Consider the following 11668-nt stretch of genomic DNA (forward strand, 5'->3'; position numbering starts at 1 on the left):
CTGATGAGCGAGATCCGATTCCCCCTTCCCGATGTCGGCGAGGGCCTCACCGAGGCCGAGATCGTGCAGTGGCGCGTCGCGCCGGGCGATCGCATCTCGCTCGACCAGGTCTTCGTCGAGATCGAGACCGCGAAGTCGCTCGTCGAGCTGCCGAGCGCGTTCGAGGGCGTCGTCTCCGAGCTGCTCGTCGACGAGGGCGCGACGGTCGACGTCGGCACGCCCATCCTCGTGATCCAGACGGATGCCGCGGGCACGGCGCCCGCCGGGGCGCCCGAAGCCGGTGCGACCTCGGCTCCCGCCGAACCTGCGCCCGCGCCCGAGGCGGAGGGCAGCGGCGCCGTGCTCGTCGGGCACGGTTCGTCGGGCCCGGCAGCGACCCGTCGTCGCCGCCACCCGGCGCCGAACGGCGCCCACGTGAACCTCGCTCCGCACCCCGCGCCGGCCCCGCCGGCGGCTCCCGCGGTGCCGGCCCCCACTCCGCCGGCGGCGCCCGCCACGACGCACCCCGCCCCCGCAGCCCGTGCCGAGGCGAAGCCCGAGCCGCACGTTCCGGTGATCGCGAAGCCGCCGATCCGCAAGCTCGCGAAGGATCTCGGCGTCGATCTCTCGCGCGTCGCACCGACGGGGCCGATCGGCGACGTGACGCGCGACGACGTCATCCGCGAGGCGAGCCAGGCGAGCGTCTTCCGCAACATCCAGACGCCCGAGGCGCCGGCCGACCGCGAGACCCGCATCCCCGTGAAGGGCGTGCGCAAGGCGATCGCGAACGCGATGGTGCAGAGCGCGTACTCGGCGCCCCACGTGTCGGTCTTCGTCGACGTCGACGCCACGCGCACCATGGAGTACCTGAAGCGGCTCAAGGCCTCCCCCGACTACGCCGGCATCAAGATCTCACCGCTGCTCATCATGGCGAAGGCGATGCTCTGGGCGGTGCGGCGCAATCCCACCGTGAACGCGCAGTGGACCGACGACGAGATCATCGTCAAGCACTACGTGAACCTCGGCATCGCGGCGGCGACGCCGCGCGGCCTCATCGTGCCGAACGTCAAGAACGCGCAGGACATGTCGATGGTCGAGCTCGCGGCTGCCCTCGAGCAGCTGACGCTCACCGCCCGCGAGGGCAAGACCCAGCCCGCCGAGATGCAGGGCGGCACCATCACGATCACGAACATCGGCGTCTTCGGCATGGACACCGGCACGCCGATCCTGAACCCGGGCGAGGTCGGCATCGTCGCCCTCGGCACGATCAAGCAGAAGCCGTGGGTCGTCGACGGCGAGGTGCGCCCGCGCTTCGTGACGACGATCGGCGGCTCGTTCGACCACCGCGTCGTCGACGGCGACGTCGTCTCGCGCTTCGTGGCCGACGTCGCCTCGATCATCGAGGAGCCGGCGCTGCTGCTCGAGTAGTGGGCCGCTCGCCCCGCTCCACGGCGTCGCCGCAGCTATCGTGCGCCGCGGACCGGCCGAGGAGCGTGGGCGCAACAGGTCGGCTACAGGCGGATCTCGTACGTGATCGCGTCGGGCGTGCGGCCGGCCTCGGCGAAGCCGGCGCGCTCGAGCGTGCGACGGGCCGGCAGGTTGGAGACCTCGGCCTCGGCGCGCACGATGCGTGCGCCCGCCGAGCGCGCGAGCTCCACGGCCGCGTGGATCGTGTGCAGCGCCAGGCCCTGGCCGCGCACCGCCGGGACGAGCCCGAACACGAAGTCGACGGCCCCGTCGGGGCCAGGCGGACCGAACAGGTTCACTCCCCCGATGGCCGGTCCGTCTTCGCCGCGATGCACGAGGTACGGTCCGAACGGCGCGGGGTCGCCGCTCTCACGGACCGCCTGCACGTACTCGGCGAGGAGCTCGGGCTCGTCGGTGAAGGCGTAGGCGCCCTCCCAGCCATCGTGCGGATCGACCTCGCCCGCGAGCACGCGCTCGGCATCGGCGACGGTGAACGGATGCAACGTGAGCGCGGGTGTCGTCGTCGTATCCACGTACTTCACTCTTGCACGACCCGACGACACACGCCAAGGGTTGTCCACAGCGCGGCGGCTGACGCGGGGCTTCGAGATCACCCGGGCTCCCCCTCGATTCTTCGCGCCGCCAGATGGTTTTGACAATCATTATCAATAACACCTAGAGTGAAGGCATGACGACGCTCCCCCGACCTCGCCGCATGCTCACCGCCACGACCGCCGTTGGGCTCGGTGCCGTCGGCGCACTGGCGCTCGCGGGCTGCGCAGGGCCCGGGGCGGCCGGCGCGAGCGCCGACGCGCCGCGGGTCGTGGCCACCACGACCCAGGTCGGCGACTTCGCGCGCGAGCTCGCCGGCGACGAGGCAGAGGTCACCCAGCTGCTCTCCCCCGGCCAGAGCGCCCACGGGTTCGACCCCTCGGCCGCGCAGCTGCTCGCGCTGAGCGATGCCGATGCGCTCGTCGTCAACGGCGCCGGCCTCGAGAGCTGGCTCGACGACGCGGTCGAGGCCTCGGGCTTCGACGGCGTGCTCATCGACGCCAGCACGGGCATCGAGCTGTACGGCACCGACGACCACGAGCACGAGACGGATGACTCGGGGCACGACCACGAGCACGACGACGAGTCGTCGTCCGAGCATGAGTCCGAGGACCCGGCGGCCGATCACGACGGCCACGATCACGGCGATGGCAACCCGCACATCTGGACCGACCCGGAGCTCGCAGAGCACATGGTCGAGAACATCGCGCACGGCCTCGCCGAGGTGCCCGGCATCGACGCCGACGCGGTCGAGGCGAACGAGACGGCCTATCTCGAGCAGCTCGACGCGCTCGACGAGTGGATCGCCGAGAACGTCGAACAGGTTCCGGTCGCCGACCGGCTGCTCGTGACGAACCACGATGCGTTCACCTACTTCGTCGACGCGTACGACATCACCTTCGTCGGCAGCATCATCCCCAGCTTCGACGACAACGCCGAGCCCAGCGCCGCCGAGATCGACGACCTCGTCGCGAAGATCCGCGACACCGGTGTGAAGGCGGTGTTCTCGGAGGCGTCGATCTCGCCGAAGGCGGCCGAGACGATCGGGGCCGAGTCGGGGGCGACGGTGTACTCCGGACCCGACGCGCTCTACGGCGATTCGCTCGGCGCGGCCGGCAGCGACGGCGAGAGCTACCTCGGCAGCCAGGTGCACAACGCGCGGCTCATCCTCGAGTCGTGGGGCGTCGAGCCTTCCCCGCTGCCGGCGGCACTGCAAGGATGACGGCATGACCCACTCCCCCGTGCTGCGGCTGACCGGTGCGGCGTTCACCCATCCGGGCGGCGCCGGCGTCGCCGGCCTCGACCTCGAGATCGGCCGCGGCGAGGCCGTGGCGCTCATCGGGCCGAACGGCGCGGGCAAGTCGACGCTGCTCAAGGGCATCCTCGGGCTGGTGCCGCGAACGGCCGGCACGCTCGAGCTCGGCGGCGCCCGCGCTTCGGAACGCCCGTCGCATTCCCGAAACGGAATGGTCGCGTTCCTGCCGCAGTCGGCCGAGCTCGACGCCGACTTCCCGATCAGCCTCGAGCAGGTCGTCATGCAGGGGCGGTATCGCGGCCTTGGGCTCCTCCGCTGGCCGGGGCGCGCCGACCGCGCAGCGGTCGCACAGGCGCTCGACCGGGTGGGCCTTGCGCAACTCGCCAAGCGCCCGTTCGGCGAGCTCTCCGGCGGCCAGCGGCAGCGCGGCCTGCTCGCCCGGGCGCTCGCCTCGCAACCCGCGCTGCTCCTCCTCGACGAGCCGTTCAACGGGCTCGACCAGGCCAATCGCGACGCGCTGGTCGAGACGCTCAGGCAGCTCAAGGCCGACGGCGTCGCCGTGCTCGTCTCGACCCACGACCTCGAACTCGCCCGGCTCGTCTGCGACTCGGTGGTGCTCGTCAACGGCACCCAGCTCGCGCACGGCCCGGTCGACGACGTGCTCACCCTCGGCAACGTGCAGGAGTGCTTCGAGGGCGTCGAGGTCGAGATCGACGAGCACACCCTCGTCGTGCCCGGGCACGAAGGACATTGATGCGGACATCGGCATATAAGCCGTCGCGGCGGGGGAGCGGCGCCCGATGACCATCGTCGACGCCCTGTTCTCGGCCTTCGCGATCCCGTTCATGGGGCGCGCCCTCGTCGTGATGCTCGTGCTCGCCGTCGTCGCGGGCGTCGTCGGGGTGCTCGTGAACCTGCGCGGGCTCGAGTTCATCAGCGACGGACTGACTCACGCCGTCTTCCCCGGACTCGCGATCGGCCTCGCCGTCGGCGGTGCGAGCGGGCTGATCCCCGGCGCGGCGATCGCCGCCCTCGCCGGTGCGCTCGCCCTCACCTGGCTCGACCGCGCCGGCGTCACGTCGGACGCCGCGATCGCCATCGTGCTGACGGCCGCCTTCAGCATCGGCGTGATCGTCGTCTCGAAGAGCAGCGACTACGCGGGTGAGCTCGAGGCGCTGCTGTTCGGTCGGGTGCTCACGATTCCGCCCGACCAGGTGCTGCCGCTGGTCGCGGTGAGCGGCGTCGCGCTCGTCGCGGTCGTGGTCACGCTCAAGCAGCAGCTCTTCAGGGCCTTCGACGCCCGGGGGAGTCGCGCTGCGGGAGATTCGGCGCTCGTGCTCGACCTCGTGCTCAACGCGGCGATCGCACTCGTGGTCGTGGCCGCAGCCAGCACGGTCGGCACGCTGCTCGTGCTCGCCCTGCTCATCGTGCCGGGGGCGGTGGCGCGGCTCGTGACGATGCGACTGTGGTGGCTGTTCCCGGTCGCTGCCGGCTTCGCCGCAGTGGCGGCATGGCTCGGGCTGGCGGCCGGATTCGCCGTGTCGGTCGGTGCCGGCGTCGACGTGCCGGCCGGGGCGACGATCGTCGCCGTGTTCGTGCTCGGGTACGCGCTCGTACTGGCGGTCGCGCAAGTGGCCGGATGGGTGCGGGGGAGCGGGGTCGGGCGGTCGGGCTTCGAGCCGCTTCCTCCTGCGTCGGATGCTCCTCGGCCAGCGCGGACAGGGGCGCGCCGTCCTGCGGCGCCGCTCGAGCACGCCGCGCGTGCGAGGCGAGCCGGGGAGGAGCGCTGATGGGCTACTTCGAGCGGGCGCTGCTCGCCGCCATCGTCATCGGCGTGGGCGCAGGATTCGTCGGGGCGCTCGTCGTGCTGCGCAAGCGCACCTTCTTCGCGCAGGCCCTCACCCACGGCACCTATCCCGGCGCAGTCGCCGCGGCGGCCCTCGGGGTGAGCGTGCCCGCCGGTGCGGCCGTGGCCTCGATCGTGCTCGTGGCGGTCATGGCCGGCATCGCCCGTGTCCGCCGGCAGGGTGCCCAAGTCGCCGCCGGCATCGTGCTCACCGGCGGTTTCGCGGCCGGCGCCCTGCTGCAGGCCCTCCTCCCGGGCCTCCCGGTGCGCGCCGAGAGCCTGCTCGTCGGCTCGATCCTGACGGTGAGCGACGGAGACATTCTGCTCGCGGCATGTGTGGCAGCGGTCGCGATAGCGGTGGTCGCGCTCATCGGCAAGGAGATCGCGTTCTCGACCTTCGATCCGGCGGGGTTCCGCGCGATGGGCTACCGCGAATGGCCGATCGAGCTCGTCGTGCTCGGCCTCACCGCGGCCTCGGTCGTGAGCTCGCTCCCCGCCGTCGGCGCGATCCTCGCGATCGCGCTCATCGCGGCACCCGCGGCGGCCGCGCGGCTCGTGGCCGGTTCGTTCCGCGGCGTGCTCCTGGCGGCGCCCGTGATCGGCGCGGCGTCGGGCGTCATCGGCGTCCTCGCCTCCCGCATGTTCGCGGTCGCGGCCGGCCCGGCGATCGCGCTCGCGGCGACCGCGTTCTTCCTGCTCGCGCTGGGGATCTCCAAGCTCCGCGCGCTACCGTTGAAGCGGACCGACATCCCCGTCGAGACCGCGGAGGGCGCACGGATCGCATGATGAAACGCAACACCTGGCAGCGCGAGGCCGTGCGCGAGGCCCTCGACACGACCGAGGGGTTCATCAGCGCGCAGGCGCTGCATTCGGCGCTGCACGCGAGCGGTTCGCCGATCGGGCTCGCGACGGTCTATCGCGCGCTCGGCGACCTCGCCTCGAGCGGCGAGGCCGACTCGCTGCAGTCGCCCGACGGCGAGGCGCTGTACCGCGCCTGCTCGACCGCGGGCCACCATCACCACCTCATCTGCCGCAACTGCGGGCTCACGGTCGAGATCGAAGCCACCGAGGTCGAGGCCTGGGCCAAGGGCATCGCCGCCGAGCACGGGTTCACCGAGGCCGCGCACGTCGTCGACGTGTTCGGGCTCTGCGCCGACTGCACGCGACCCGCGGCGACGACGGAAAGCCCTGATCGAGCCGGTTAAAACCGTGCTCGGTTTGGGTTCCGCCACGAACCTCGTTACGGTGGGGTGCGGTCCTGCAAGACCGTCCGCCCAGTCCGCGGTTCGATATTCCCGAACGGGAATCATCGGAACGTATGGTTCGGCGGCGAGGCATCCGGCCCCGATGGCCGACTGCGACGAAGCCCTGTTTCGCCCGGCGCCCCCATGATGCGCCCGGCTTGAGTGCCGGGCTTCCGACTCGCCGTCAACCCGGCCGTGACCCAGGAGTTCGGCGCGCCCGGACTCGACCGCGAAACGCCCGGCGTTCGCGGTGATCGGCGCGCGCCCTCGGGGAGCCAGACCATGTCAGACACGACCGCACTCGAAGTGCGCCACCTCACCAAGTTCTTCGGCCGGAAGCCGCGCGAAGCACTGCAGCGACTGCGGCAGGGCGCCGGGCGCGACGAACTCGCGCCGCTCGGCACCGCCGCGGTCATCGACGCCGACTTCGACGTGCGGCGAGGTGAGATCTTCGTCGTGATGGGCCTCTCGGGCTCGGGCAAGTCGACGCTCATCCGCATGCTCAACGGGCTGGTCGAGCCGACCGACGGCACCGTCACCGTGATGGGGGAGCAGATCACCGGCGTGGCCCCGAAGCGACTGCGCGCCGTGCGCCGCCGCCGGGTGTCGATGGTCTTCCAGCACTTCGCCCTGCTGCCGCATCGCACGGTGCTCGAGAACGCCGCCTACGGCCTCGAGATCCAGGGCGTGCCGCCGGCCGAGCGCCGGGCCCGCGCCGAACGCATCCTCGAGCGCGTCGGCCTCGGCGGCTGGAGCGACACGCTTCCCTCGGCGCTCTCGGGCGGCATGCAGCAGCGCGTCGGCCTCGCCCGCGCCCTCGCCGCCGACACGGACATCCTGCTCATGGACGAGGCGTTCTCGGCGCTCGACCCGCTCATCCGGCGCGAGATGCAGGAGCAGCTCGTCGAACTCCAGCAGGAGCTCGGCAAGACCATCGTGTTCATCACGCACGACCTGAACGAGGCGATGTTCCTCGGCGACCGCATCGCGATGATGCGCGACGGCCGGGTGGTGCAGATCGGCACCGCCGAGGAGATCCTCACCGATCCGGCCGACGACTACGTCGCCCACTTCGTGCAGGACGTCGACCGGGCGCGCGTGCTCACCGCGGGCAACGTCATGGAGGCGCCGCGCGCGGTCGCGACCGCCTCGGCCGGTCCGCGTGCCGCACTGCGCACGATGCGCGACCTGCAGACCTCCATGGTCTTCGTCGTCGGAAACGGCCGGCGCCTGCTCGGCGTCGCGCACGACCGCGACGTGTTGCGCCTCGTGCAGCGAGGCGAGCGGGACCTCGGCCTCGCGATCAGCGACGACCATCCGGTCGTGGGCGTCGACGAGCACCTCGCCGAACTGCTCGGCAGCGCCGTCGAGAGCCAGCTCCCGCTCGCGGTCGTGGACGGCGAGGGACGCCTCCTCGGCGCCGTGCCCAGGGTGACCCTGCTCGCCGCGCTCGGTAACGTCAGCACGGACACCGCCGAGCAGGTGATCATCGACACGCCGGCCACGATCTCGGTCGACGTCATCACCGAGACCCTGCACCGCACCGCGGGTGCGGAGGCGGCGGTCGCCGACGCGCCGCCGGTCGAGACGGTGCCGGCGGAGACGGTGCCGGCCGACGCATCGCCCGTCGTGGTTGCGGGGGAGGGGAGCCTGGCATGACCGAGTTCCGCCTTCCGCTCGGCGAGTGGGTCGCCGCGTTCATCGATTTCATCACCGAGGTGCTCGGCGGGTTCTTCCGCGTCGTCCGCGATGTCTTCGCCGGCTTCTACGACCTCGTCGAGTTCGTGCTGCAGACGCCGCCGTTCTGGGCCGTCGTCATCGCCCTCGCCGCGGTCGCGTGGTTCGCGAAGGGCTGGAAGCTCGCCGTCGGCACCGCCGTCGGCCTCCTCGTGATCGTCGGCGTCGACCAATGGGACAACGCGATGGCGACCCTCGCCCTCGTGCTTGTCGCGAGCGCGATCGCCGTCGTCGTGGCGATCCCGGTCGGCGTGCTCGCCGCCCGTTCCGACGGGGCGTCGCGCGTCATCCGGCCGATCCTCGACTTCATGCAGACGATGCCCGCGATGGTGTACCTGATCCCGGCGCTCATCCTGTTCCGCGTCGGCGTCGTGCCGGGCATCGTCGCGACGATCATCTTCGCCATGGCCCCCGGGGTGCGCCTCACCGAGCTCGGCATCCGCGGTGTCGACCGCGAGGTGGTCGAGGCGGGGCACGCCTTCGGCTCGTCGCCGTGGCGCATCCTCCGCCAGATCCAGCTCCCGCTCGCGATGCCGAGCATCATGGCCGGCGTCAACCAGGTCATCATGCTGTCGCTGTCGATGGTCGTCATCGCCGGCATGGTCGGCGCGGGCGGACTCGGCGGCGACGTCGTGCAGTCGCTCACGCGCATCGACGTCGGACTCGGATTCGAGGCGGGCATCTCCGTCGTGGTCCTCGCGATCATCCTCGATCGCATCACCGGAGCGCTCGGAGCCCCACGGACCCGGCGCCCGCGCCGGCAGCGAGGGGATGCCTCGGCGCCGACGAGGCACGCGTCGGGCGACGCGGGCCGCGGCCCCGGGCAGCCCGAGCCCGTCGCGGCGGGCGCCCGCGCCGAGGCATCCGCCCCGACCGACTGACCGGCCTCGCTCGAGCCGCGACCGAAGCGTCGCATCGAGGCGGGCCGCCGTCTCGACACGGGTCCTCCTGCGTCGAGCGCCGCCCGGCCGACGGCGCTCCCATCGACCTCACCCCGACCCGCGACCCTGCTCGCGGAGGAAAGGAAGCACCATGAAGCACCGCACCATCACGGGGGCGCTCGCCCTCGGCGCCGTCGCAGCCCTCGCCCTCAGCGGCTGCGCGACCTCCGCAGAGGCGGAGACGCTCGACAACGGCGACCGCAAGGACGTCACGATCGCCGTGTTCAACGGCTGGGACGAGGGCATCGCCGCGAGCGAGCTGTGGAAGGCCGTGCTCACCGAGCAGGGCTACGACGTCACCCTCGAGTACGCCGACCCGGCGCCCGTCTACTCGGGCCTCACGACCGACGACTACGACGTCACCCTCGACACGTGGCTGCCGATCACGCACGCCGACTACATCGAGCAGTACGGCGACGACCTCGTCGACCTCGGCGCCTGGAACGAGGACGCGAAGCTCACCATCGCGGTGAACGAGGACGCGCCGGTCGACTCGCTCGACGAGCTCGCCGCGAACGCCGACCTGTTCGGCAACCGGCTCGTCGGCATCGAGCCGGGGTCGGGCCTCAACCGGGTGACGGAGGACGAGGTCATCCCGACCTACGGCCTCGAGAAGGTCGAGTACCTCACGAGCTCGACGCCTGCGATGCTCTCCGAGCTCACGGCTGCGACCAAGGCCGGCGAGAACATCGCCGTCACCCTGTGGCGTCCGCACTGGGCGTACGACGCGTTCCCGCTCAAGGACCTCGAGGACCCCGAGGGCGCGCTCGGCGACGCCGAGGGCATCCACGCGTTCGGCGGCAAGAGCTTCGAGGCGAGCTTCCCGACGCTGAGCGGCTGGCTCGAGGACTTCGAGATGGACAGCGAGCTGCTCTTCTCGCTCGAGAACGCCATGTTCAACGAGGCCGACACCGACGACTACGGGCCCGTCGTCGAGCAGTGGATCGCCGACAACCAGGAGTACGTCGACGGGCTCACCGAGTAGGGGAGCGGACTCCGCCGACACGACACGGCGGGTGGTGGATGCCTCGCGGCGTCCGTCACCCGCCGTCGTCATGTCGGCGCGTCATCCGGACGGGAGCGTCATCACCCCCGAACGATGGTCATCGCCGTCGCGCGGTTCATGCGATCTGCGTGACACGGCCGCCGCCCGCCGAGGTCTAGCATCGCGATCGGATGCGACGTTCGGGGGAACGGCTCCTCTCGCTCGCGCACCTCGGCGATGCCCCGACGGCATCGCGCACGGCAACGCATGGAGGGATGACGATGACCGAGCAGTCCGACAACGAGTACACCCCGAGGTTCGCGCGGCCGGGGGAGGCGACGGTCACCACGGGGCACCGCATCCCCGAGAACGAGTCGCTGCCGCAGACGGCGTACCAGATCATCCGCGACGAGGTCATGCTCGACGGCAACGCCCGGCTGAACCTCGCGACCTTCGTCACGACGTGGATGGACGACGAGGCCAGGGCGCTGTACACCGAGGCGTTCGACAAGAACATGATCGACAAGGACGAGTACCCGCAGACCGCGGCGATCGAGGAGAAGTGCTGGCGCATGCTTGCCGACCTCTGGCACTCGCCCGACCCCGACGGCACGATCGGCACGTCGACCATCGGCTCGTCGGAGGCGGCGATGCTCGGCGGCCTCGCGATGAAGCGCCGCTGGCAGCAGGCCCGCCGCGCCGCCGGCAAGGACGCCTCCAAGCCGAACATGATCATGTCGAGCGCCGTGCAGGTCTGCTGGGAGAAGTTCTGCAACTACTTCGACGTCGAGCCGCGCTACGTGCCGGTGAGCGACGAGTACCCGATGCTCGACGGCGCCCAGCTCGAGGAGTATGTCGACGAGAACACGATCGGCGTCGTCGTGATCATGGGCGTCACCTACACGGGCGCGTACGAGCCGGTCAAGCAGATCTCGGAGGCGCTCGACGCGCTGCAGGCGAAGACCGGGCTCGACGTGCCGATCCACGTCGACGGCGCGTCGGGTGCGATGATCGCGCCGTTCATCCAGCCCGACCTCGAGTGGGACTTCCGGCTGCCGCGCGTGCACTCGATCAACACCTCGGGTCACAAGTACGGCCTCGTCTACCCCGGCCTCGGCTGGGTCGTCTGGCGCACCGCCGACGTGCTGCCCGACGACCTCATCTTCCGGGTGAGCTACCTCGGCGGCTCGATGCCGACGCTCGCGCTCAACTTCTCGCGTCCAGGGGCGCAGGTGCTCCTGCAGTACTTCCTCTTCCTGCGGCTCGGCGTCAAGGGCTATGCCGCGGTGCAACAGGCCTCGCAGGACGTCGCCGTGTACCTCTCCAAGGGCATCGCGGAGATCGGCGCCTTCGACCTGATCAGCGACGGCACCGACATCCCCGTCTTCGCCTGGCGGCTCAAGCCGGGGCACACCGACAACTGGAACCTGTACCACCTGCAGGACCGCCTGCGGCAGAAGGGATGGCTCGTGCCCGCCTACCCGCTGCCCGACAACATGGCCGACCGCACGGTGCAGCGCATCGTCGTCCGCAACGGACTCAGCATGGACCTCGCCACGGATCTGCTCCGCGACATCCAGTCCGAGACCGCCTACCTCGACCAGCTCGAATCGCCGATGCCCGTCGAGGGCAACCGTCCGGCTTTCCACCACTAGGAGGCGA

Annotated in this window: 11 protein-coding genes; 10 read left to right on the forward strand and 1 reads right to left on the reverse strand. The window is 71.2% G+C overall.

What is annotated here, in order from left to right:
• Nucleotides 1-3: 3 nt before the first annotated feature.
• The gene (locus tag LR269_RS03495; protein ID WP_231429314.1) at nucleotides 4-1407 is read left to right on the forward strand and encodes a dihydrolipoamide acetyltransferase family protein; all 1404 of its coding nucleotides are present in this window, start codon (nucleotides 4-6) and stop codon (nucleotides 1405-1407) included.
• Between the two features lie 83 nt (nucleotides 1408-1490).
• Here LR269_RS03495 and LR269_RS03500 read toward each other — a convergent pair whose 3' ends face one another.
• Entirely contained in the window at nucleotides 1491-1979 is a 489-nt protein-coding gene (locus LR269_RS03500; RefSeq protein ID WP_231429315.1) for a GNAT family N-acetyltransferase, read from the reverse strand.
• A 155-nt stretch (nucleotides 1980-2134) separates the two neighbouring features.
• Between LR269_RS03500 and LR269_RS03505 the strand changes: the two genes are divergently transcribed.
• From LR269_RS03505 to LR269_RS03545, 9 genes are all read left to right on the forward strand, one after another.
• Nucleotides 2135-3220, forward strand: a complete 1086-nt coding sequence (locus LR269_RS03505) for a metal ABC transporter substrate-binding protein (protein WP_231429316.1) — start codon at nucleotides 2135-2137, stop codon at nucleotides 3218-3220.
• A gap of 4 nt (nucleotides 3221-3224) precedes the next feature.
• A complete protein-coding gene (locus LR269_RS03510; protein ID WP_231429317.1) occupies nucleotides 3225-4007 on the forward strand; it encodes a metal ABC transporter ATP-binding protein in 783 nt (260 codons plus the stop codon).
• 46 nt (nucleotides 4008-4053) lie between these two features.
• On the forward strand, nucleotides 4054-5043 hold the full coding sequence (locus tag LR269_RS03515) for a metal ABC transporter permease (protein WP_231429318.1): 990 nt from the start codon (nucleotides 4054-4056) through the stop codon (nucleotides 5041-5043).
• The gene (locus LR269_RS03520) at nucleotides 5043-5885 is read left to right on the forward strand and encodes a metal ABC transporter permease (protein WP_231429319.1); all 843 of its coding nucleotides are present in this window, start codon (nucleotides 5043-5045) and stop codon (nucleotides 5883-5885) included. The genes LR269_RS03515 and LR269_RS03520 overlap by 1 nt, the downstream gene beginning before the upstream one ends.
• Nucleotides 5882-6304: a Fur family transcriptional regulator gene (locus tag LR269_RS03525; RefSeq protein WP_231429320.1), complete on the forward strand. Its 423-nt coding sequence runs from the start codon at nucleotides 5882-5884 to the stop codon at nucleotides 6302-6304. The genes LR269_RS03520 and LR269_RS03525 overlap by 4 nt, the downstream gene beginning before the upstream one ends.
• 321 nt (nucleotides 6305-6625) lie before the next feature.
• Nucleotides 6626-8002: a glycine betaine/L-proline ABC transporter ATP-binding protein gene (locus LR269_RS03530; RefSeq protein WP_231429321.1), complete on the forward strand. Its 1377-nt coding sequence runs from the start codon at nucleotides 6626-6628 to the stop codon at nucleotides 8000-8002.
• Complete coding sequence (locus LR269_RS03535) at nucleotides 7999-8961, forward strand: proline/glycine betaine ABC transporter permease (protein WP_231429322.1); 963 nt, start codon at nucleotides 7999-8001, stop codon at nucleotides 8959-8961. Before LR269_RS03530 ends, LR269_RS03535 begins: the two co-directional genes overlap by 4 nt.
• Nucleotides 8962-9112: 151 nt before the next feature.
• Nucleotides 9113-10006: a glycine betaine ABC transporter substrate-binding protein gene (locus tag LR269_RS03540; RefSeq protein WP_231429323.1), complete on the forward strand. Its 894-nt coding sequence runs from the start codon at nucleotides 9113-9115 to the stop codon at nucleotides 10004-10006.
• Between the two features lie 281 nt (nucleotides 10007-10287).
• A complete protein-coding gene (locus LR269_RS03545) occupies nucleotides 10288-11661 on the forward strand; it encodes a glutamate decarboxylase (RefSeq protein ID WP_231429324.1) in 1374 nt (457 codons plus the stop codon).
• The last annotated feature ends 7 nt before the right edge of the window (nucleotides 11662-11668 follow it).

This window comes from Agromyces sp. S2-1-8, assembly GCF_021129215.1.
Taxonomy (GTDB): Bacteria; Actinomycetota; Actinomycetes; order Actinomycetales; family Microbacteriaceae; genus Agromyces; species Agromyces chromiiresistens.

Excerpts from the sequence above, each read along its gene's own strand:
- LR269_RS03495 (WP_231429314.1), top strand. The coding sequence starts at position 4 with ATGAGCGAGATCCGATTCCCCCTTCCCGATGTCGGCGAGGGCCTCACC.
- LR269_RS03505 (WP_231429316.1), top strand. The coding sequence starts at position 2,135 with ATGACGACGCTCCCCCGACCTCGCCGCATGCTCACCGCCACGACCGCC.
- LR269_RS03510 (WP_231429317.1), top strand. The coding sequence starts at position 3,225 with ATGACCCACTCCCCCGTGCTGCGGCTGACCGGTGCGGCGTTCACCCAT.
- LR269_RS03515 (WP_231429318.1), top strand. The coding sequence starts at position 4,054 with ATGACCATCGTCGACGCCCTGTTCTCGGCCTTCGCGATCCCGTTCATG.
- LR269_RS03520 (WP_231429319.1), top strand. The coding sequence starts at position 5,043 with ATGGGCTACTTCGAGCGGGCGCTGCTCGCCGCCATCGTCATCGGCGTG.
- LR269_RS03525 (WP_231429320.1), top strand. The coding sequence starts at position 5,882 with ATGATGAAACGCAACACCTGGCAGCGCGAGGCCGTGCGCGAGGCCCTC.
- LR269_RS03530 (WP_231429321.1), top strand. The coding sequence starts at position 6,626 with ATGTCAGACACGACCGCACTCGAAGTGCGCCACCTCACCAAGTTCTTC.
- LR269_RS03535 (WP_231429322.1), top strand. The coding sequence starts at position 7,999 with ATGACCGAGTTCCGCCTTCCGCTCGGCGAGTGGGTCGCCGCGTTCATC.
- LR269_RS03540 (WP_231429323.1), top strand. The coding sequence starts at position 9,113 with ATGAAGCACCGCACCATCACGGGGGCGCTCGCCCTCGGCGCCGTCGCA.
- LR269_RS03545 (WP_231429324.1), top strand. The coding sequence starts at position 10,288 with ATGACCGAGCAGTCCGACAACGAGTACACCCCGAGGTTCGCGCGGCCG.